The following is a 21075-nucleotide window of genomic DNA, read 5'->3' on the forward strand; positions in this document are numbered from 1 at the left end:
GGCTATAGCCAAGCGGTAAGGCAACGGACTTTGACTCCGTCACGCGAAGGTTCGAATCCTTCTAGCCCAGCCATTTTGAGCCATTAGCTCAGTCGGTAGAGCATCTGACTTTTAATCAGAGGGTCGAAGGTTCGAGTCCTTCATGGCTCATTTTTATGAAAAAAGGCATTTCATGCATATACATGAAATGCCTTTTTTCATCTATTTTTTCGTTTTACGACAAAAAAACTGCTATAATTAGAAATAAAAGGGAGCAACGTCTTAAAAAAGAGGTTGCTTTTTTATTTACGGATGGACCATTCATTTAAAAGTCGATCCAGCTTTTGGCTGATTTCAATGACTTTTTGATCATTAAAAGATGTCAGCATGGCCTGGGAGATCATTTCAGAACGGTACTGCTCAATCGTTGTTTCGAGTTGAATGGACTGCAACAGATGATACCCCCTATCCATAAATAAATTATACATACAAAAGAATTACCCACTTAATGGAAGTGTAAACCCGAAAAAATAATTTTTATTTCTTTGAAACCTTTATGTACGTGCATCCGTATAAACACATACCGCGAGGGCGGAGGGAGAGAAAATGGATTTAATTGTACAAAGACGAATTAAGCAAGTTGTAAAAGGAGACCAAAATGCATTTGGAGAAATTGTCGAGCTTTATAAGGACAAAGTATACCAAATCTGTTTTCGGATGCTCTGGGATCGCCATGAGGCAGAGGATGCGGCACAAGAAACTTTTTTGAAAGCTTTTTTGAACATTCATACGTATAATCAAAACAAAAAGTTTTCAACATGGCTGTATCGAATTGCCACCAATTTATGTATTGATAAAATCCGTAAAAAGAAACCGGATTATCATTTAGATGCAGAAATTGCCGGAACAGAAGGATTAAATATGTACTCACATTTGGCCTCAGGCGATCAGCTTCCGGAAGATGAAGTCGAGAGCCTGGAATTGCAGGCATCGATTCATAAGGCAATTTTATTGCTTCCAGAGAAGTATCGTTCCGTTGTTGTGTTGAAATATATTGAAGAACTGCCGCTGCAGGAAATAGCAGATATATTAGAACTGCCCCTTGGAACGGTAAAAACACGTGTACACAGGGGACGTGAAGCCCTGCGAAAGCATTTGCGGCATTTGTGAGAAAGGGTGCGATGAACGATGACATCTTGTCCGAAACGGATTGTTCATTATATGCATGAGTATCTGGATGGGGATATTCAAGAAGAAGCAAAAAAAGAGTTAAAAGATCATATAGAAACGTGTAAGGACTGCAGACAGCATTTTGCTGAATTAAAGAAAACCATTGCACTTGTTCAAAGTGCTTCTCATATAGCAGCGCCGGCAGGCTTTACGGGCCGTGTAATGGAGCTGCTTCCGCGAGAAGGGAAAAAGGTCGGGATAGAGCGATGGTTTAAAAACCATCCGTTTTTTACGGCAGCAGCGTTGTTTCTGCTGTTAATGAGCGGGGGCTTTGCTTCTTTTTTTAGTCAGGAAGACAATCAGTTTGCTTTTACGAAAAATAGTGCGCTAAAAGTAGAAAATGAGACCGTCATTGTACCGGCTGGAACCGTTGTTGAAGAAGATATTGTCGTGAAAAACGGCGACATTCGAATCGAAGGCTCTGTCGATGGAAATGTCACTGTGATTAATGGAGATCGTTTTATGGCATCTGCTGGTAACGTTACAGGAGATATTGAGGAGATAGATGCATTGTTTGGTCGAATTTGGTATGAGATAAAAATGGTGTTTCAATAAGAAGCTGACGGTAATCGTCTGCTTCTTTTTCGCTTGTATGTTATAATGGACAGGTTAAGTAAGAGAGTGATTTCTTCACGGCTCCGTAATTCCAACCTGGAGGATCTAGTATGCCGTTTACGACTTATTTTCAAGATTATACGTTTATTGATTATTTATCGAATACGATTGATATACTGCTTGTTTGGTATGTGATATATAAGCTGCTTATGGTCATTAGAGGGACAAAAGCTGTCCAGTTGTTAAAAGGAATTTTTGTTATTGTCATTATACGCGCCATAGCAGGTTTTGCCGGCCTTGATACATTAAGCTGGATTATGCAGCAGGCGCTCACCTGGGGCTTCCTGGCTGTGATCATCATTTTCCAGCCGGAAGTAAGGCGTGCATTGGAGCAGCTGGGACGCGGGCGCATTTTTTCCCGCAGTGCCATACAGGAAGACGAGGAACAGCGTAAAATTATTGACGCGCTCGTTAAGTCGATCCGTTACATGGGGAAGCGCCGGATTGGTGCACTTATTTCCATTGAAAAAGAAACAGGCCTGAACGACTATATTGAAACGGGCATTCCGATGCAATCCGTTATTACATCAGAGCTACTGATTAATATATTCATTCCCAATACGCCGCTGCATGATGGAGCTGTTATTATTCAAAAAGACCAGATTGCCGCTGCCGCCTGCTATCTGCCCTTATCGGAAAACCCGTTTATTTCAAAAGAGCTGGGCACACGGCACCGGGCAGCGCTTGGTATTAGTGAGGTCACAGACAGCTTGACGATTATCGTATCGGAGGAAACAGGCGCTATTTCTGTAACCCGAAACGGTGATTTGTACCGTGATTTAACGGAAGAAGAATTTCGGGACATTTTAGAGCATCAGCTGTTGACTGGCATCAATAAAAATGAGTCTTCCAACCGCTGGATGTGGAAGGGGCGCAGAAACAATGGATAATTTCGTGGAAAGCAAATGGTTTGTACGCATTGTGGCTTTCTTACTGGCTTTTTTGCTTTACATGACCGTGAATTTTGGTGATTTTGAATCAGTTAAGCAGGCAGGAAGCGGTGCACTTGATACAACCGAGGTATTGACGAACGTACCATTGAAGACATATTATGATACAGAAAATTTATATGTGTCTGGTGTACCGGAACAGGTGAGGGTGGAGATCTCCGGTCCGAAGAGTATCATTGAATCAACAAAGCGCCTGCGTGATTTCGAGGTGAACCTTGATTTAACGGATTATGAGATTGGAAAGCACCGGGTAGCTATTACGCACAAAAACTTCTCTGACAAGCTGGATGTGTCGATTCAGCCCGCTACGGTTGATGTAAACATAGAAGAGAAAGTAACCACTACGAAAACCGTCACACCCGAATTTAATGATTCTGCGCTTGCAGAAGGCTATCAGGTCGACAACGTAACGGTTGCCCCAAGAGAAGTAAAAGTAACAGGGTCTGAGTCGGATATTGAGAAAATTGCATTTGTCCGTACAGCCCTGACCGGTGAAGACGAAATCGATGAGGAAACGACCGCAACCGCAGCGGTACAGGTACTCGATGGAAATTTAAATAAGCTTGATGTAAAAGTTGAGCCTGAAACGGTCCAAGTGTCGATCGCGGTAAAAAATCCAAGTAAAAAGGTGCCGCTCAATCCGGTAGCAAAAGGCACGCCGGCCGATAACGTGAAGATTTCTTCACTCCAGCCGGATGTAGATGAAATCACGATTTATGGAAAAGAATCAGCGCTGCAGGAGTTAAAGGAATTTTCTCTTCCGGTTGATGTAAGCGGGATAACAAAGGATACAACGCTTACCGTGCCGGTGAACTTGGGAGAACAATTTAATTTCTCATCGCCGCAGGAAGTAAAAGTGAAAGTCACAGTGGAAAAATCAACGGAAAAATCTTCATAAAGCCGTTTTGATAAAAGGAGAGAAACAATAGATGGGTAAGTATTTTGGTACAGATGGCGTCAGAGGCGTGGCAAATACAGAACTGACACCGGAACTTGCGTTTAAGCTAGGCCGGTTTGGCGGATATGTGTTAACGAAAGATGCGGAGCGTCCAAAAGTATTAATCGGACGGGATACCCGCATTTCAGGTCCAATGCTTGAAGGAGCACTTGTAGCAGGACTTCTTTCTATTGGAGCGGAAGTTATGCGCCTTGGCGTCATCTCCACACCAGGAGTTGCGTATTTAACAAAAGCCATGGATGCGCAGGCAGGTGTCATGATCTCAGCCTCGCACAATCCTGTTCAGGACAACGGCATTAAATTTTTTGGTTCTGATGGTTTTAAGCTTTCTGATGAGCAGGAAGCAGAAATCGAAGCACTTTTAGATCAGGCAGAGGATACACTGCCGCGTCCGGCAGGAGCAGATCTTGGCTCAGTGAGTGATTACTTCGAAGGCGGCCAAAAGTACATCCAGTACTTGAAGCAGTCTGTTGAAGAAGATTTTGACGGTATTCACGTGGCACTTGATTGTGCACACGGCGCGACCTCTTCACTTGCTGCTCACTTGTTTGCCGATCTTGAAGCAGATATTTCAACAATGGGCGCTGCGCCAAATGGCTTAAATATCAACGACGGTGTTGGATCAACCCACCCAGAAAAGCTTGCACAATTTGTTAAAGAAAAAGAGGCGGATATCGGCCTTGCCTTTGATGGTGACGGTGACCGCTTGATTGCAGTAGACGAAAACGGCAGCATCGTGGATGGCGACCAAATTATGTTTATTTGTGCACGCTATATGAAAGAGCAGGGGCGCTTAAACAACAATACGATTGTTTCGACCGTTATGAGTAACCTGGGCTTTTACAAAGGCATCGCCGAGCACAGCATTCAAAGCGAACAAACGGCTGTCGGTGATCGATACGTAGTAGAAGCAATGAAAAAGTACAATTATAATCTTGGCGGCGAACAGTCCGGCCATATTATTTTCCTTGATTACAATACGACAGGTGATGGCCTGCTCAGCGGCCTGCAGCTTGTCAACATTATGAAAGCAACAAAAAAATCGCTGTCTGAACTTGCGGCAGAGATGAGAAAATTCCCGCAGACGCTTGTCAATGTGCGTGTAACAGATAAGCATCATGTGACAGAAAATGAAAAAGTCAAAGCAGAAATCGAACGTGTGGAAGCAGAAATGGCCGGTAATGGCCGAGTTCTTGTTCGCCCATCCGGTACAGAGCCTCTCGTACGCGTGATGGTGGAAGCGGCGACAGAAGAGCAATGCCGTTCATACACAGAGCGCATTGCAAAAATCGTTGACGAAGAAATGGGTCTTCGCGTATAAGAAAAGGAAGTCCGGACGCTGGTGGAATACTGGCAGGCCGGGCTTCTTTTTTTGCTTGCCCCGCCCTTTCAAATCATAATGGTTGAAATGAAGAATCATCTGCACAATAATAATCAGAAAGCGTTCACATAAAAAGGGGGCAGCTTATAGAGTGGAAGAATACATAGAAAAGAAACAGCCCATTGTCGGGCGCGGCGATCATGCGTACTTTTTAGCAGCTGTATTTTGTTTTTGGCTGGCTACGTACATTTATGCACCCGTTTTTGGTGTATACCTTCAGGAAATCGGCTTTCGCTTTTCGGCTATTGGCATCATTTTAGGCGCTTACGGTATTACGCAGGTTTTGCTTCGTTTCCCGCTCGGCATCCTGTCGGACTTTCTGCAGAAAATCCGCAAGCATTTATTTGTGGGCGGCTTTATCGCAGCGCTTCTCAGCACCCTTATGCTTATTTTCTTTGATTCATTCGCGATGGTGCTGACGGCACGTCTTTTAGGAGGCGTAACCGCATCGATGTGGGTGATGGCGACAGTGCTTTACTCCCATTATTTCAGCGCCGGCCGTGCTTCCAAGGCGATGGGCATCATGCAGTTTGTTACAGTAGCCACACAGTTTTTCAGCATGGCCGTCAGCGGCTGGCTTGTTCACCAGTTCGGCTGGACTTTCCCTTTTTGGGCGGGGGCTGCTGCTTCTATTTTAGGTGCTTTTTTCGCGTGGAAAATTAAGGAGATACAGCCATCAGAAGAACCTGCTGCCCACAGAAGTGCAGCGCTTCATATAAAAGAAACGATCCGGCTGCCGCGTCTGAAAGGGCTGACGTTTCTGTCCATGATCGCACATGCAGCTTTGTTTATTACGATCTTTGGCTTCAGTCCTATTTATGCGGCTGCACTTGGCGTGGAGGAGCAGTCTTTTATTTGGCTGACATGTGCTTTTTTCATTCCGCATGCGGCTGCTTCGCTCAGTCTCGTCTTTTATCGTCTCGATCCGCGCTGGAATAAACCCGTACTTACGATCTGCTTCATTCTTACTGCGGTTTTTTTATTTGCGGTTCCATTTACGCATACACTTGCATCTCTTAGTAGTGTGCACATATTTATTGGTCTGGCACTTGGCTTTATTTTTCCTCTTTTACTCAGCGAAGTGGTGCTGGCCAGCCCGCCGGCATTTAAAATGTCAGCCATGGGCTTTTTTCAGTCTTTTTATGCGCTTGGCATTTTTCTCGGCCCGCTTGCAGCCGGTATGATAGCAGATCAAATGGGCCTAGGAGCAGTCTTTATGACTACCGGCTTTCTGTGCGTGGCTGCTGCCATTTTTGTCCTGCTGTCTGCAGGCAGAAGAAAGTCAGTTTTTGATTGACGCAGGGATGAAAACACGGTATGATTATCGTGTTTTTATTCCTAAAAAGAAAGGAGCTATAGAACGACTGGTTTACCTTAAAGCGCCTGAACTGAGCGGGACGACCATACGTTCAGTTGACGAGGAGGAGGTTTATCGATGTTTCGGCGGATACCTCCCGGCTGCTGGTACACAGCTGTTACGTTCATCCTTAAAACGAGAGGGCAACTTCTCGCACAAAGGGAGCGGACATGTGCCAATCATAAATATAAAATTTAACGAAGCGCGACGGGCAGGTGCCTTAGCCGGCGCTTGTTTGTCGAGGCCTTCAATCAGGAGGAAATCTATTTATGTGCGGAATAGTTGGATATATTGGCAGTGAAGATACAAAGGAAATTTTATTGAAGGGGCTTGAAAAGCTCGAATACCGCGGTTATGATTCAGCTGGTATTGCTGTGCGCAACGAAGAGGGTGTGCACATCTTCAAAGAAAAAGGACGTATCGCTGATTTGCGTGCGGTTGTGAACGAAGAGGTACAATCACACGTAGGAATCGGCCACACACGCTGGGCTACTCACGGTATTCCAAGCCGTTACAATGCGCATCCACATCAAAACGAAGACAGCCGTTACACACTTGTGCACAACGGCGTTATCGAAAACGACGAACAATTAAAAAGCGAATATCTTTCAAATGTTGAGCTTCAAAGCGATACAGATACAGAAGTGATTGTACAAATGATCGGTTTGTTTGCGAAAGATGGCTTGTCAACAGAAGAAGCCTTCCGCAAGACGCTTGGTCTGTTAAAAGGCTCTTACGCGCTTGCCCTTCTAGACAAACAAGATGAAAATACAATTTACGTGGCGAAAAATAAAAGCCCGCTTTTAGTTGGTCTTGGTAAGGACTTTAACGTTGTTGCATCTGATGCAATGGCGATGCTTCAAGTAACAGACCAATTTGTAGAATTGATGGACAAAGAAATGGTGATCGTGACAAAAAACGCCGTGACGATTAAAAACGAACAAGGTGAAGTGGTAGAGCGTGCGCCATACACAGCGGAGATCGACGCTGGTGATATTGAAAAAGGTACGTATCCGCATTACATGTTAAAAGAAACGGATGAGCAGCCGTTTGTTATCCGTAAAATTACACAATCGTATCAAAATGAGCAGGGAGAGCTTTATGTAGACGAGGAAATCGTGAATGCAGTAAATGAAGCAGATCGTCTGTACATCGTTGCATGCGGCACAAGCTACCATGCGGGCCTTGTCGGCAAGCAGTACTTGGAGCAAATGGCGAATATTCCGGTAGAAGTGCACGTAGCGAGCGAATTCGTTTACAACATGCCGCTTCTTTCGAAAAAGCCGCTCTTTATCTTTATTTCCCAAAGCGGAGAAACAGCGGACAGCCGTGCTGTACTTGTAAAAGTAAAAGAACTTGGCTTCAAAGCGCTGACAATCACAAACGTACCAGGCTCTACGCTTTCACGTGAAGCGGATTATACACTGCTCTTACATGCAGGCCCAGAAATTGCCGTAGCGTCTACAAAAGCATATACAGCGCAAATCGCGGTGCTTTCTATTTTAGCAGAAGCAGCAGCGAAAAAAGCGGGCATCGACATCGGCTTTGATCTTGTGCACGAGCTTGGAATTGTGGCTAATGCGATGGAAGTGCTTTGTGATGCAAAAGAAGAATTCGAGCAAATCGCCAAAGAATATCTGGCGACAACACGTAACTGCTTCTTTATCGGCCGCTCTGTTGACTATTATGTTGGCTTAGAAGGGGCCTTGAAGCTAAAAGAAATCTCTTATATCCAGGCAGAAGGATTTGCCGGCGGCGAGTTAAAGCACGGCACAATCGCCTTGATCGAAGAAGGTACGCCGGTCATCGCTCTTGCGACGCAGTCAGGTGTAAACTTGAGCATCCGCAGCAACGTGAAAGAAGTGGCAGCGCGCGGCGCTAATACATGCATCATTTCCTTGAAAGGCCTTGAGCAGGAAGGCGACCGTTTCGTTCTTCCAGCCGTTCACGAAATGCTTGCACCGCTTGCAGCTGTTGTACCATTCCAGTTGATCGCGTACTACGCCGCTCTTCACCGCGGCTGTGACGTGGATAAGCCGCGTAACCTTGCAAAATCTGTAACAGTAGAATAAATTGGAAAACCGCCCGGAAATGGGCGGTTTTTTTGTTATACTATAGACAAACTGGTTAACATTAAGACTAGGCTGCCAGAGAGAAGGTTCAGCTTTACCGAACGAGTTATGAAAATATGTACATAAGCAGAACTCGATTTTAGAAACCATTGTGATTATTCTTTATTCAAAATGGTTTCTTTTTGATAGCTGTTAATATGCAGCCTCACGTGTTGTTTATAAATATCAGGATGAAATAGAAGAGAAACGACAGAAAGGGTCTTTTTATGAAACAACTTTGGCACGGCGGAACGATCTACACGATGGAACGAGAAAATGAGACGGTAGAAGCGGTGTTAGTGGAAAATGGATGGATTGTCGCCATAGGCACGGCGGATGAGTTAAGAAAAGAAGCAGGAGAAGAGATTGATTTGCAGGGAGCGGTTATGTACCCGGGCTTTGTGGACAGCCATCTGCATATGATCTTTCAAGGAGAAACGTTTGTCCGGCTTGATTTGTCGGCAGCTTCTTCAGCGGAAGAAATGCTGGAAATGGTCAAAGAAGCCGCCCGAACGACGCCTACGGACAAGTGGCTGTTTGGGGAAGGCTGGGATGAAAATACGTTTTCTCATCCGCGCATCCCGACGATGAAAGAGCTTGATGCAATCCGGGCGGAACCCATCCTGTTAACGAGAGTATGCCATCATGTAGCGCTCGGTAACAGGGCCGCTCTTTTGGCTGGAAGCATTGATGAGAAAAGTGAATCTCCAGCCGGTGGTGACATTGGGCGGAGTGTGGATGGGAGGTTAACGGGGCTTCTTTATGACAAAGCCATCGATCCAGTTACGGCGGCGATTCCAAGAAAAGGAGAAGCATACGTTGATTATTTAACAGATGTGCTAAACCGGACGGTGGATCAAATGCTGTCGTATGGACTAACAGGCGGCCATACAGAGGATATGCATTATTTCGGGGACTTTACCAATCCGCTGATGGCCTTTCAGCGTGTGATTGGGGAGAAGCATCATTTCAGAGTAAACCTGCTTCGCCATCACGCTGTCTTCGAAAAGATGATGAAAGCGAATGCCGTATTTGATGAACCGTTTATTGAGCCGGGTGCAATGAAAATTTTTGCGGACGGTGCACTGGGCGGATCAACCGCTGCTCTGTCTGCGCCGTATACGGACCAGTCTGATAACCAGGGGCTGCTTATTCATATGGATGAACAGCTGGAAGCATTAATCCAGCTCGCGCGTCAATATAATGAAGCGATTGCGGTGCACATCATTGGAGATGCAGCGGCGGAACAGGTTCTTCATTTTATTGAAAGATATCCGCCGCCAGCAGGCAAACGAGACCGTCTTATCCACGGCTGCGTATTGCGCAAAGACTTAATGGAGCGAATGGCGGCATTGCCCGTTGTGGTGGATGTGCAGCCTGCTTTTGTTCCATCCGATTTTCCGTGGGTGATGGACCGCCTTGGCGAAGAGCGGCTCCGTTACGCATATCCGTGGAAAACGTTGTTAGACCGTGGAATTATGTGTGCAGCGGGAACGGATGCGCCGGTGGAGAATATCCATCCGCTGGCTTCCATTTATGCGGCGGTTGAACGCAAAAAGCCTGGGGAGGCGCATGAAGGGTATCTGCCCGAGCAAAAGCTGTCCCGTTTCCAGGCCATTCAAATGTATACCCTCGGCAGTGCCCAGGCGATTTGTAAAGAGCATGAGCGTGGACTCATTAAACCGAATTATGTGGCGGATTTTTCAATTTTTGATCGGGATTTGTTTGCCGGAACATCGGAAGAGATGCTGGCTGCCAAAGCAGTGCGGACAGTTGTAGCAGGACGGATTGTCTACGATAGAAGGAACAAATCAAAAACAATTGAATAAACGTAATCTGAAAAGAATGGAAAGGAGGAAGAGCGAATGATCCTTCAAGACGAACGAGCCAAAGAGGCAGCCCCCCATCCTGCCTGGATGCAGCCATACCTTGATTCTCCCGAGAAGCAAAAGCAGTTATATAAGAAAACACTTTTTATTGTGATTCTTTCGCAAATCTTTGGGGGAGCGGGTCTGGCAGCTGGCATTACAGTAGGAGCCTTGTTGGCACAGGATATGCTTGGAACGGATAGTATGACCGGTTTTCCAACAGCTCTGTTCACATTAGGCTCCGCCGCATCTGCTCTTTTGGTGGGACGGCTTTCACAGCGGTTTGGCCGGCGTACGGGTCTGGCAGCCGGGTTTTGGGCCGGTGCTGTCGGGGCGGCCGGTGTGGTTGCGGCAGCCGTCACAAACAGCATCGTCCTGCTGTTTGCTTCCCTGTTCATTTATGGAGCTGGTACAGCAACAAACCTGCAGGCGCGCTATGCAGGAACGGACATGGCTGCTTCGACCCAGCGGGCTATGGCGGTCAGCCTGGCGATGGTGTCGACCACATTTGGCGCCGTGGCCGGTCCGAACTTAGTAGAGATAATGGGGGAATTTGCTCACTCGATCGGCATCCCTGCTCTCGCCGGTCCGTTTATTTTGGCTGCGGCTGCTTTTAGTTTAGCCGGGCTGGTGCTGTTTGTTTTTCTCCGGCCGGATCCGCTTATAGTGGCAAAAGCCATCGCGTCTGAACCAAAAGAAGAGAATGCCGTACATTTGGCTGCCAAACCGGCCGTAAACAAGCGGGGAATTGTGGCTGGCGCATCTGTCATGGTGCTCACCCAGCTGGTGATGGTAGCCATTATGACGATGACGCCTGTTCATATGGGCCATCATGGCCATGAGCTTGGAGAAGTTGGAATAGTAATTGGTTTTCATGTCGGAGCTATGTATCTTCCTTCTCTCATAACGGGTGTTCTCGTAGATAAAGTGGGGCGGACAGCGATGGCGGTTGCCGCCGGTGCGGTTTTGCTCGCGGCCGGGCTGGTATCTGCTTTTGCACCGGCTGATTCTATGGTGCTTTTAGTCATTGCGCTCGTTTTGCTCGGACTTGGCTGGAACTTTGGCTTGATCAGCAGCACTGCGATCATCGTCGATGCCACGCATCCGTCCAGCCGGGCAAAAACGCAGGGGTCCGTTGACGTGCTCGTTGCCCTGGCCGGTGCGTCTGGAGGAGTGTTGTCCGGCGTTGTCGTTGCTCATTCAAGCTATGCTGCGCTGTCTCTTGCAGGTGCCATGTTGTCCTTATTGCTTATTCCAATGGTGATATGGTCCCGCCGAAGTTAAATCAACATCTGTAAAATATAAAAAGCAGGCAGGCCCGCTGGAACGGGACCTGCTTTTTCTGTATGCTGTCCATCTTTTCTGCTCGTTTGCTCCTCGCATCAGGCGGGTAAGAAAAAAGAAACCTGATTTGTGGGATCATGAAAAATAGGAGGATGGCATGGACACGAGAAAATATCTAGTGAAAGCCAATCAAGAACTGGATCTGCGAAATTATGCGACATCGGAAAAAGGTGGTATCGAGGAACGAGAACTGCTGGACAATGAGATTCCTGAACGTGTGAGCCGGCTGAAGGAGCTGCACTGGAAGCTTTATGCGGAGGAGAAAAAAGGCATTTTGGTTGTACTGCAGGCGATGGACGCAGCCGGAAAAGACGAAGCCATCAGTTATATTTTCTCGAATTTAAATGCGCAAGGGTTGAAAACGACGACACTAGGGAAGCCTTCTGCTGCGGAAATGAGCCATGATTATCTTTGGAGAATTCACGAAGCGCTTCCGGCGAGAGGGCAGATCGGCATTTTAAACCGGTCTCATTACGAGGAAGTCATCGCGACACGTGTTCATGATTTGTTAGGAGAGGAAACCATTCCGGATCATTTAGAGAAAGAAGAAGATATTTGGCCGGTGCGATTCCGGCAAATTAATGATTTTGAACGCTATATGGTGGAAAACGGCTTTTATGTAGTAAAGTTTTTCTTCCACGTATCGAAAGAAGAACAGCGAAAGCGGCTGCTGGAAAGAATGAAAGACCCGAAGAAAAATTGGGAATTCTCCTTCAATGACGTAAGAGAGCGGGAGCATTGGGATAACTACCAGGAGATTTTTACCGATATGCTGCGCCATACATCAACCGAGCATGCTCCGTGGTATGTGCTTCCTGCAGATGATGAATGGTATTCACGCTACATTATTACAGAAGTGATGATTGAGCTGCTGGAGGGGATTGATCCGCAATTCCCGGTTATTTCAGATGAGGACCGACAAAAGCTGGATGAATATATTGAAAAGCTGGAAAGCGAGTGAAAGAAGCCACACAACTGTGTGGCTTCTTTCTTACTTCATCCCTGTGTAAACCATAATCGCGTCCCGTAAAAATTGGGCGCCGCCCTTTACACGGGCATCATAATAAGCCGTAAACCGTTCATCTGCGATATACATTTCAGCGAGTCCCGCATGTGCTTCTTTGGAATAGTTCGGCCAGGAATAAGCGAGCCATTCCTTGTGCTTGGCAGCCAGCTTCTGCGCTTCATGTGAGGCAGGATCACCTGTAGCGGACGCTTTCTCAAGCAGGATGAAAATGTTCTCCCCAAGTTGGTTCATCGCATCAAAATCCTCTTTTGACATATTCATCAGCTTGGCGTTGCTGACGTCAACCTTTTCATCCCCGTATCGGGCGCGAATTTCACTACCGTATTTTTGTTCGTTTTCCTCGACCATCTTTTCTTTTAGTCCTTCAAACTTTTCTTCATCCTGCATGATGATCTCTCCTTCTTTGCTGGCGATCGTTTTTTTGACTGTCGCCATTATTTTTTCAAGACGGGCATGTTTGGCGGCCAGTTTTTCGTAATGGCTTTTCAGCGCAGCAATCTCATCAAAGTCCGGCTTTTGTAAAATAGCCGCAATATCATTCAGGCTGACGCCAAGCTCCCGGTAAAAAAGGATATGCTGCAGCAGATCAATTTCTTTTTGGCCGTAAAGGCGGTAACCGGATGAATTGATGCGCGCCGGTTTTAAAAGCCCAATTTGGTCATAGTAGCGGAGTGCGCGCGTTGTCACACCGGACATTTGTGCCATTTTGTTGATCGTATATTCCATAAGCAGCCCTCCTGATTGTTTTTATCCTACACGCTGACGCTGCGTAAAGGTCAAGTGGTTATCTTTTTTTAATAAAAAATGAGTTGAAAAAATCGCTTTTTCCTTTTTTCCTGAACGCCTATTCCTTTGCATCATTAAGCGTTGTCATTAGAAAGGAAAATAATGGCGAGTATATGTTCGGTCTGCTTTTTATTCTAGGGTTCTCCCTTGACATACAACCTGAGCATGTTAGTATGAAAACCGTTATGAAAATACGAACAGAAAATACGAACACGAAGGAGAGACAGATGGGCAAACAAACAATAGTCGCGTTTTTAGGTGCAGGTTCAATGGCGGAGGCCATGATCGCGGGGATTGTTCAAAATGGGCAATGGGCTCCGGAGCATGTGATCGTCACGAACCACAGCAATCATGAAAAACGGGCGGCGCTTCAAGCAAAATACGGAATCCGGGCGATGCAAAGCGGTGATTTGCCGTTTGATCAAATCGATTTCTTTATTTTAGCTATGAAGCCGAAAGACGCAGATACAGCGCTGCAGTCATTAAAAGGCTCCGTCCGTCCGCATCAGGTGATTGTTTCGGTGATGGCCGGCCTCACAACCGCCTTTATCGAGGCATTTTTTCCAGAAGGCCAGCAGGTGATCCGGGCCATGCCAAACACTTCAGCCATTGCCGGTGAATCTGCAACAGCGATTTGCGCAGGGCGCTGGGTGAAGGAAAAAAACATAAACATTGCAATCGCCCTTTTGAGCAGCATCGGAAAAGTGTACTCTATTGAAGAAGAAAAGATGGATCTATTTACGGGCATTGCGGGAAGTGGTCCGGCATACTTTTATTTTTTACTCGAACAAATGGAAAGAGCGGGCCGGGAAAGCGGCATGGACATTCAAATGGTCCGGGAGATCGGTGCGCAGACGCTGCTTGGCGCGGCCAAAATGATTATGCGGCAGGAAAACACGCCAGCCGAGCTGCGAGAGAACATTACATCGCCGAATGGCACAACGTATGCAGGACTGGCAGCGCTCGAATCGTTTGGCGGAGGGGAAGCCATATACGAGGCGGTCAAAGGCGCCGCAAAAAGATCAAAAGAAATTAGTGAACAGTTTTCCCATACAGCAACACACGTATAAGTTGAAAAGGAGTAATTGGGTGGCCAATACGACGAAAAAACGGGTGGTTGTGAAAATTGGAAGCCATTCTTAACGAGACAGCATAGAGAAGAAAAATAAAGCCTTTCTTCTAAGGCAAGAGAAAAGCTGTCTTCAAGGAACACCACTTTTTAGGGTAGATTGCTTTCGGAGAAAGACTGTAAGTCACGAGCTTACGATTTTCCAGGATTCATTGTATACTGGGAAGAAACAGTGAAGTTGGAGGAAATACAAATGACAGAACTGCCAAATTGCCCGGAATGCGGCTCGGCGTATACATATGAAGATGGAAATGTGCTTGTCTGTCCGGAATGCGCACATGAATGGACGCCTGGCGCAGCGGCCGAGAGCAGCGAGGATCGTAAAGTAGTGAAAGATGCGAATGGAAACATCCTGCAAGATGGAGATTCTGTTTCAGTGATTAAAGATTTAAAAGTAAAAGGCACTTCATCAGTCATTAAAATTGGCACAAAAGTAAAAAGCATTCAATTGGTGGATGGAGATCATGACATCGACTGCAAAATTGACGGGTTTGGTGCGATGAAGCTGAAGTCGGAATTTGTGAAAAAGATTTAAGAAGAAGAATTCATTTTGAAGCGCTTTTCAAAATGAATTCTTTTCTTTTTTAATGATTGAGGACATATGTCCTTTTCAGCGTCTGCCACTTTGTTTTTTAATAAGAAAAAACAAAGAATGAGGAGAAGCAGGATGAAAGGGATTTTTTTCGCTTTTTTAGGCGGAGCATTTATTACATTGCAGGGTGTAGCCAATACACGAATTAGTGACGCCATCGGCACATGGCAGGCCGCTTCATTAACACAGCTGACCGGTTTTCTGGCAGCGCTGCTCGTTTTTCTGATTGTCCGGGATGGAACCTGGGGGCAGTTTAAGCAGGTAAAGCCGCTTTATTTGGCAGGCGGCGCTCTGGCTGCCATCATTATTTTCGGCAATGTGACGGCCATTCAGCATGTAGGCGTAACGTTAACGATTGCGGTACTGCTTATCGCGCAGCTTCTGTTTACCTTTATCATTGATTTGAATGGATGGTTTGGCGTTGTAAAACAGAAAGTCAGGCTGCCGCAGGTGATCGGCATTATGATGATGGTCGCTGGCGTGGTGATTTTAAAGCTTTAACCGAATGGGGGAAAAAAGGTGAAAGAGCAGACCGACAGCAAGCAGCTGAAAGATTATTTGTGCATGCATCACATTGAGTCTGTTTTTCCGGATGAGCTGCAGCCGTATTTATCTTTATACCATTTTGAGCCAGGAGAATGGGTGTGTTCTCAAGGTGAAGCACTTGAGAATGTCTATGTGCTGGTCAAAGGGAAACTGAAGGTTTATACCACTTCTGCTGAAGGAAAAACGCTTATTCTTTCGTTTCAAAAGCCACTTGCCGTTATTGGCGATATCGAGTATGTACAGGAAATAGACATCATTAACACGGTGGAAGCTGTTTCGCCGGCAGTGATGATTGGTGTGCATCATCATCTGTTGAAGCAATGGGCGGCCGATCACCCGCCGCTTTTACAATTTTTGCTTCATATCATTACAGAAAAGTTTTACGTGAAGTCCACATCGTTAAACTTTCATTTTATGTATCCGGTAGACGTACGGCTGGCGAGCTATTTATTATCGGTTTCCTTCGATGAGTCTCATGCACTTTTTGAAGGAAAACTGAGTACATCCAGTTTAAGAGATGCGGCTAACTTAATTGGCACAAGTTATCGCCATATGAACCGGGTGATTCAGTCATTTTGTGCTCAAGGGCTTGTGGAGAGAAAAAAAGGATGTATTATAGTCAAGGACCGGCAGGGGCTTCAGGCACTGGCAGGACAAAGTATTTACGAGCCGCCAGGCAGATAGGAAGGGAGAAGAAAGGATGGCAATGGGTTTATTGTTTGCACTTGTGGCCGGTACACTGGTCAGCGTGCAAAATGTCTTTAACAGTAAGGTAAATGAATGGGCAGGCCGATGGGCAACGACTACGCTTGTTCTCGGGATGGGCTTTGCGGCGTCTTTTTTGATGGGTTTGCTGTTTGAAGGCGGAAAGCTTCTAGAGCCTAAGCCAATGGAGCCATGGTTTTGGTTCAGCGGCTTAATCGGTGTAGGAGTGGTAACGTGCCTTGTGCAGGGGATTAAGCTTTTGGGCCCGACATATGCAGTGGCGGTTGTGCTTACTGCGCAGCTGGGCTTTGCGCTTTTATGGGACTCATTTGGCTGGCTTGGCCTTGCCCAGGTGCCATTTACGCTTCAGCAGTTTATTGGGGTATTGGTCATTGTGGGAGGAATTGTGGTATTTAAGCTAGGCGGGGAACGCAGTGCAGAAAAGAAAGTGGAGCGATTTGAATGAAACACTACCGAACATTGTTATTTGATATTGATGATACGCTTTTAGATTTTCGCGCAGCAGAGCAGGCGGCACTGGCTCTGCTTTTTGCTGAGCAAAACATGCAGCTCACGGATGAAATAAAAGAAAGATATAAACAAATCAATCAACGGCTGTGGAGTGAGTTTGAAGAAGGCCGCATCACGCGTGAAGAAGTTGTAAACAGCCGTTTTTCTCTTCTGTTTCAAGAATACGGGTACTCAGTGGATGGAACTGTGCTGGAAGCAAAATACCGGGGCTATCTAGAGGAAGGCCACCAGCTTATAGAGGGCGCACTGGAACTGGTGATGGGTTTGCAGCCGCACTATGACTTGTACATTGTGACAAATGGAGTGTCAAAAACACAATATAAACGCCTGTTGGATTCAAATCTTCATGCGCTTTTTAAAGGTATTTTTGTTTCTGAAGATACAGGTTTTCAAAAGCCGATGAAGGAATTTTTTGATTATGTGTTTGTACGCATTCCTCATTTCAATGCAGAAGAAGCACTGATCATTGGAGATTCATTAAATGCGGATATCAAGGGGGGACAGCAGGCAGGGATTGATACGTGCTGGTTTAACCCGGGCATGAAGCTGAACAAAGCAGGGATTGAGCCGACTTATCAGATTCAAGCACTCGCAGAGTTGTCGCAGATCCTTGTGAGGGAAAAGGAGCCAGTATAAGGGAGCCAATACATTCGCGGGATAAAGAGAAGAATGAAAAGCACCGTGTTTTCCCGGGAAATGATTAGTTCTTTTATGAGGAGGAATACACGGGCAGCAAGTGATTTATTTCTTTAAGTTGTTCTCATGTACGAAAGAAGCCCGAATATCGTATAATAGTAAAATAACTTGATTGTTCAATTTTTAACATGCTTCCTCCGCCTATAGAGAAAAATTTAAGGATCAGGGGTAAAGAGAAAAAATGAGAGAAATGGAACTTTATAAGAGAGAAGATGGGCTTCCAGCAGTCGTTCAACACCTTCTTGACCGATCCGGCAGCAGTGTTTCTGTTGAAATTCATGATTCAGAAGGCCGCCATACGATCGCCGGCGGCAAATACAGCCTGGCTCAGCATAAAATTACGCTTTATTGGGATGGTATTCAAGAACAGTGCCGGACACTCTACGGCTCATTGAAGCCGTTTGAACAGCATTTAGCCGCTGTGTTTGCCCATGAACTTGGCCATGCGGAAGACCGGGAGCTGGAAGAGCTGGCCGACCAGCTTGACTGCACGGATGATCCGCTGGAGAAAAAACGGATCGCTCTGCGGATTGAAACAAACGCATGGAGTTACGCAAGCCGCCTTTTACAGGAAGACAACAGTGAATTTTTACATTTCTTGATGCATATGTCGCTAGAACCGTATCACGATGGTGCGGCTTAAAGTATTTATACACGAAAAGCCCGCGGGCAACATCTTCAAAGAAGATATTGTCCACGGGCTTTTTTACCGTTATTGAGGGAGCTTCAAGCATCCGTTTTAACGGCGGCTTCTTTGTCCGCCTTTGCGGCCTGCTTCTTCGCGGCTCATTTTGCCATCGTTGTCATCATTACGGCCTCTGGCTTCTCCGCCTTTTTGTCCGATTTCCTGATAGAACTCTTTGTCATGGCTTTCAGCGGTAGCTTCTCCACCTTTTTTGCCGATTTCCTGGTAGAACTCTTCACCATGATTTTCAGCAGTAGCTTCTCCGCCTTTTTGTCCGATCTTCTGATAGAATTCTTTGTCATGACTTTCAGCGGTAGCTTCTCCGCCTTTTTGTCCGATTTCCTGGTAGAATTCTTTGTCATGGCTTTCAGCGGTAGCTTCTCCGCCTTTTTGTCCAATCTCCTGGTAGAATTCTTTATCATGATTTTTTGCTGTTGCTTCTCCGCCTTTACGTCCTGCTTCTTCTCGACTCATTTTATCGTTGTTATTATTAGCCATCGAAAATTCCTCCTCAGTAAATTTGGATTTTGCTTACGGTTGTATGTTACCCGGCTCTCAATCAATCAAACTGAATTTGCAAAAAAAGATCGAAAGAACTAAAAAGGCGCTTTCAAGCGCAGGAAAAAGCCTCTTCATATGTTCTTTTATTCTCAGCTCTTTATGAAAACCTTGCAGTACATCCATGTTATGCCAGCTGCTGTTCAGCAAATTCACGGTACAACTTATGAGATTCGAGCAGCTCCTCGTGCGTTCCCATTCCTGTAACCTGCCCTTTTTCAATGAAAATAATTTGATCGGCGTCGACAATCGTAGAAAGCCTATGAGCGATCACAAAGGTGGTTCGGCCTTTCATTAATTGCACCAGCGCTTCTTGGACAATCCCTTCTGATTGACTGTCGAGGCTGGCTGTTGCTTCATCCATCATTAAAATTTTCGGGTCCCGCAAAAAAGCGCGGGCAATCGCAATACGCTGTCTCTGACCGCCGGACAGCTTCACACCGCGTTCGCCTACTTCTGTATCCAAACCGTTCGGAAAGCTTCTAATAAACTGGTCGGCATAAGCCATTCTCGCTACTTCCCACAGTTGTTCATCCGGAATTGTTTTGCCGCCTGCCAGCCCATAAACCAAGTTTTCCCGAATCGTGCCAGCCATCATGGCACTTTCCTGGGGTACATAGCCGATTTGACTGCGCCACGAAGCCATCGATAAGTCCGTAATAGGTGTTGAGCCAATTCGAATTTCACCGGAAGACGGTTCATAAAATCGCTCAAGCAGACCGAACATCGTCGTTTTGCCGCCGCCGCTCGGTCCGGCGAAGGCAATCATATCACCTGGCTGTGCTGTAAAAGACACTCCTTTTAAAACAGGCTCTTCTTTGCTGTAAGCGAACGATACATTCTCTACGTGGATAGGTTCATTCTTAATATCCATGGCTATTCCATCCTGTCCAGGCTCCGGCGGTAAATCCAGAATCGCGATAATTCGTTCAGTGGCTCCTTTTGCTTTTTGAAGCTGGGTGAAAAACATCGCGAATGAGGTAATGGGCATAATAATTTGAAACAAATAAAGCAAAAAGGCGACAAGGGAACCGGTTGACATAGTTCCGTTTGACACACGTATGCCGCCGTAGCCGATAATCATCACAACGACGATCATGACGACAAGGTACATAATCGGCGCGATCAGGGCGAAAATCTGTGCTTCCTTTAATCCAAACTGAAAGAGTCTTTCAATTCCCGCTAATCCTTTTTTTTCTTCGCTTTGTTCAGCCGTTGAAGCTTTCATTAAGCGAATTTCACCGAGCGTCTGCTGCACGTGTCCGGTAAAAGCGGCTGTTTCATCCTGCAGCCCGCGCGAGATTTGCGCCATCTTCCGCCCAAGCGGAAACATAATGGCGATCGTCAGCGGCACAGAGACGAGCATCAGCATCGTCATTTTCCAATCCATCAAAAGCAAAATGATCACAGCACCGATAATCGAAATGATGCCAGAAATAAATTGAGGAAATCGGTTAGAAATCAAGTCCTGTACGACACTTGTATCATTTACGACCCGGCTGACGGTTTCTCCGCTTGACTGCCGATCGAAATAGGAAACAGGCAGCCGGATCAGCTTCATCCACATCCGGTCACGCAGGCTTGAGACAATCTTATAACCGACAACGCTGAGCCAGTAAATCGAGAGGCCGTTAATGACAGCCTGGGCGATAAAAGCAAGGGCGATGGCAGACATGAGGGGTACACTCAAGGAAGAAAGCGAAAAGCCATCGACCAGGTTTTTGGTCAGTAAAGGAACGACCAGCCCGGCAGCTGTCGTCAGCACGCTTGCTGCCAGTCCGGCAACAAGCAGCCGCTGTGGAAACTCGGACGACAAAAGAAGAGAAACAAAAGGCTTTAAGCTGTTCGGTCGGTTTTCCACCAGAATAAACTCCTATCTATACTCGTTTTTCCTTCAGTATACTCTCTTAAGGAAAAAACAGCATGGCCAAAGTTTTACAGGGAACGGAAACCTTTTTGCGAAAAAAAAGCTATATTTCCGACAAAAGGGGGAAAACAAAGAGGAGCATAAAACATAAAGGAGAGAT

The 21075-nt window shown here is 46.2% G+C and carries 21 protein-coding genes and 1 tRNA gene; 18 read left to right on the top strand and 4 right to left on the bottom strand.

Annotated features, from left to right (window positions below; translation table 11 throughout):
* The first annotated feature begins 77 nt into the window (after positions 1–77).
* Positions 78–150, top strand: a tRNA-Lys gene (locus RG959_RS10840).
* Between the two features lie 131 nt (positions 151–281).
* Here the strand turns inward: RG959_RS10840 and RG959_RS10845 are convergent.
* Positions 282–431 (bottom strand): aspartyl-phosphate phosphatase Spo0E family protein, encoded by a 150-nt coding sequence (locus RG959_RS10845; RefSeq protein WP_251272517.1) that lies wholly within the window; start codon positions 429–431, stop codon positions 282–284.
* A gap of 154 nt (positions 432–585) precedes the next feature.
* On the opposite strand from RG959_RS10845, the gene sigW reads away from it, so the two are divergent.
* From sigW to RG959_RS10895, 10 genes are all read left to right on the top strand, one after another.
* Positions 586–1149 carry an RNA polymerase sigma factor SigW gene (gene sigW / locus RG959_RS10850; protein ID WP_242235058.1) on the top strand — a complete coding sequence of 188 codons (564 nt, stop codon included), beginning with the start codon at positions 586–588 and terminating at the stop codon, positions 1147–1149.
* A gap of 18 nt (positions 1150–1167) precedes the next feature.
* A complete protein-coding gene (locus RG959_RS10855) occupies positions 1168–1764 on the top strand; it encodes a zf-HC2 domain-containing protein (protein WP_342797130.1) in 597 nt (198 codons plus the stop codon).
* A 110-nt stretch (positions 1765–1874) separates the two neighbouring features.
* On the top strand, positions 1875–2714 hold the full coding sequence (gene cdaA, locus RG959_RS10860) for a diadenylate cyclase CdaA (protein WP_242235069.1): 840 nt from the start codon (positions 1875–1877) through the stop codon (positions 2712–2714).
* A complete protein-coding gene (locus tag RG959_RS10865) occupies positions 2707–3672 on the top strand; it encodes a CdaR family protein (protein WP_315693575.1) in 966 nt (321 codons plus the stop codon). Before cdaA ends, RG959_RS10865 begins: the two co-directional genes overlap by 8 nt.
* A gap of 31 nt (positions 3673–3703) precedes the next feature.
* Positions 3704–5053: a phosphoglucosamine mutase gene (gene glmM, locus RG959_RS10870; protein WP_342797131.1), complete on the top strand. Its 1350-nt coding sequence runs from the start codon at positions 3704–3706 to the stop codon at positions 5051–5053.
* Positions 5054–5204: 151 nt separating this feature from the next.
* Positions 5205–6410, top strand: a complete 1206-nt coding sequence (locus tag RG959_RS10875; RefSeq protein ID WP_342797132.1) for an MFS transporter — start codon at positions 5205–5207, stop codon at positions 6408–6410.
* 329 nt (positions 6411–6739) lie between these two features.
* Complete coding sequence (glmS, locus tag RG959_RS10880; RefSeq protein ID WP_342797133.1) at positions 6740–8542, top strand: glutamine--fructose-6-phosphate transaminase (isomerizing); 1803 nt, start codon at positions 6740–6742, stop codon at positions 8540–8542.
* Between the two features lie 266 nt (positions 8543–8808).
* Positions 8809–10410 (top strand): amidohydrolase, encoded by a 1602-nt coding sequence (locus RG959_RS10885; protein WP_342797134.1) that lies wholly within the window; start codon positions 8809–8811, stop codon positions 10408–10410.
* Between the two features lie 36 nt (positions 10411–10446).
* Entirely contained in the window at positions 10447–11733 is a 1287-nt protein-coding gene (locus RG959_RS10890; RefSeq protein ID WP_342797135.1) for an MFS transporter, read from the top strand.
* 157 nt (positions 11734–11890) lie between these two features.
* Positions 11891–12754, top strand: a complete 864-nt coding sequence (locus RG959_RS10895; RefSeq protein WP_342797136.1) for a PPK2 family polyphosphate kinase — start codon at positions 11891–11893, stop codon at positions 12752–12754.
* 30 nt (positions 12755–12784) lie between these two features.
* Here the strand turns inward: RG959_RS10895 and RG959_RS10900 are convergent, their stop codons facing one another.
* On the bottom strand, positions 12785–13546 hold the full coding sequence (locus tag RG959_RS10900) for a MerR family transcriptional regulator (protein WP_342797137.1): 762 nt from the start codon (positions 13544–13546) through the stop codon (positions 12785–12787).
* A gap of 287 nt (positions 13547–13833) precedes the next feature.
* Between RG959_RS10900 and proC the strand changes: the two genes are divergently transcribed.
* From proC to RG959_RS10935, 7 genes are all read left to right on the top strand, one after another.
* Positions 13834–14676, top strand: a complete 843-nt coding sequence (gene proC / locus RG959_RS10905) for a pyrroline-5-carboxylate reductase (protein ID WP_342797138.1) — start codon at positions 13834–13836, stop codon at positions 14674–14676.
* Between the two features lie 252 nt (positions 14677–14928).
* Entirely contained in the window at positions 14929–15270 is a 342-nt protein-coding gene (locus RG959_RS10910; RefSeq protein ID WP_342797139.1) for a zinc ribbon domain-containing protein YjdM, read from the top strand.
* A gap of 132 nt (positions 15271–15402) precedes the next feature.
* Positions 15403–15828 (top strand): DMT family transporter, encoded by a 426-nt coding sequence (locus RG959_RS10915; protein ID WP_242235086.1) that lies wholly within the window; start codon positions 15403–15405, stop codon positions 15826–15828.
* 18 nt (positions 15829–15846) lie between these two features.
* Positions 15847–16557, top strand: a complete 711-nt coding sequence (locus tag RG959_RS10920) for a Crp/Fnr family transcriptional regulator (RefSeq protein WP_342797140.1) — start codon at positions 15847–15849, stop codon at positions 16555–16557.
* A gap of 16 nt (positions 16558–16573) precedes the next feature.
* Complete coding sequence (locus tag RG959_RS10925) at positions 16574–17044, top strand: DMT family transporter (RefSeq protein ID WP_342797141.1); 471 nt, start codon at positions 16574–16576, stop codon at positions 17042–17044.
* Positions 17041–17745, top strand: a complete 705-nt coding sequence (locus tag RG959_RS10930) for a YjjG family noncanonical pyrimidine nucleotidase (RefSeq protein WP_342797142.1) — start codon at positions 17041–17043, stop codon at positions 17743–17745. The genes RG959_RS10925 and RG959_RS10930 overlap by 4 nt, the downstream gene beginning before the upstream one ends.
* Before the next feature lie 241 nt (positions 17746–17986).
* Complete coding sequence (locus RG959_RS10935) at positions 17987–18448, top strand: aldo-keto reductase family protein (RefSeq protein WP_342797143.1); 462 nt, start codon at positions 17987–17989, stop codon at positions 18446–18448.
* Positions 18449–18544: 96 nt separating this feature from the next.
* Here RG959_RS10935 and RG959_RS10940 read toward each other — a convergent pair whose 3' ends face one another.
* Together RG959_RS10940 and RG959_RS10945 are read right to left on the bottom strand one after the other, a co-directional pair.
* Complete coding sequence (locus RG959_RS10940; protein WP_342797144.1) at positions 18545–18988, bottom strand: KGG domain-containing protein; 444 nt, start codon at positions 18986–18988, stop codon at positions 18545–18547.
* Between the two features lie 187 nt (positions 18989–19175).
* A complete protein-coding gene (locus RG959_RS10945) occupies positions 19176–20909 on the bottom strand; it encodes an ABC transporter ATP-binding protein (protein WP_342797145.1) in 1734 nt (577 codons plus the stop codon).
* Positions 20910–21075 lie beyond the last annotated feature (166 nt).

Origin of the sequence: Domibacillus sp. 8LH (assembly GCF_038806185.1) — a bacterium.
Classification (GTDB): Bacteria; Bacillota; Bacilli; order Bacillales; family Domibacillaceae; genus Domibacillus; species Domibacillus indicus_A.

Excerpts from the sequence above, each read along its gene's own strand:
- sigW (WP_242235058.1), top strand. The coding sequence starts at position 586 with ATGGATTTAATTGTACAAAGACGAATTAAGCAAGTTGTAAAAGGAGAC.
- RG959_RS10855 (WP_342797130.1), top strand. The coding sequence starts at position 1,168 with ATGACATCTTGTCCGAAACGGATTGTTCATTATATGCATGAGTATCTG.
- cdaA (WP_242235069.1), top strand. The coding sequence starts at position 1,875 with ATGCCGTTTACGACTTATTTTCAAGATTATACGTTTATTGATTATTTA.
- RG959_RS10865 (WP_315693575.1), top strand. The coding sequence starts at position 2,707 with ATGGATAATTTCGTGGAAAGCAAATGGTTTGTACGCATTGTGGCTTTC.
- glmM (WP_342797131.1), top strand. The coding sequence starts at position 3,704 with ATGGGTAAGTATTTTGGTACAGATGGCGTCAGAGGCGTGGCAAATACA.
- glmS (WP_342797133.1), top strand. The coding sequence starts at position 6,740 with ATGTGCGGAATAGTTGGATATATTGGCAGTGAAGATACAAAGGAAATT.
- RG959_RS10885 (WP_342797134.1), top strand. The coding sequence starts at position 8,809 with ATGAAACAACTTTGGCACGGCGGAACGATCTACACGATGGAACGAGAA.
- RG959_RS10890 (WP_342797135.1), top strand. The coding sequence starts at position 10,447 with ATGATCCTTCAAGACGAACGAGCCAAAGAGGCAGCCCCCCATCCTGCC.
- RG959_RS10895 (WP_342797136.1), top strand. The coding sequence starts at position 11,891 with ATGGACACGAGAAAATATCTAGTGAAAGCCAATCAAGAACTGGATCTG.
- RG959_RS10900 (WP_342797137.1), bottom strand. The coding sequence starts at position 13,546 with ATGGAATATACGATCAACAAAATGGCACAAATGTCCGGTGTGACAACG.
- proC (WP_342797138.1), top strand. The coding sequence starts at position 13,834 with ATGGGCAAACAAACAATAGTCGCGTTTTTAGGTGCAGGTTCAATGGCG.
- RG959_RS10910 (WP_342797139.1), top strand. The coding sequence starts at position 14,929 with ATGACAGAACTGCCAAATTGCCCGGAATGCGGCTCGGCGTATACATAT.
- RG959_RS10915 (WP_242235086.1), top strand. The coding sequence starts at position 15,403 with ATGAAAGGGATTTTTTTCGCTTTTTTAGGCGGAGCATTTATTACATTG.
- RG959_RS10925 (WP_342797141.1), top strand. The coding sequence starts at position 16,574 with ATGGCAATGGGTTTATTGTTTGCACTTGTGGCCGGTACACTGGTCAGC.
- RG959_RS10930 (WP_342797142.1), top strand. The coding sequence starts at position 17,041 with ATGAAACACTACCGAACATTGTTATTTGATATTGATGATACGCTTTTA.
- RG959_RS10935 (WP_342797143.1), top strand. The coding sequence starts at position 17,987 with ATGAGAGAAATGGAACTTTATAAGAGAGAAGATGGGCTTCCAGCAGTC.
- RG959_RS10940 (WP_342797144.1), bottom strand. The coding sequence starts at position 18,988 with ATGGCTAATAATAACAACGATAAAATGAGTCGAGAAGAAGCAGGACGT.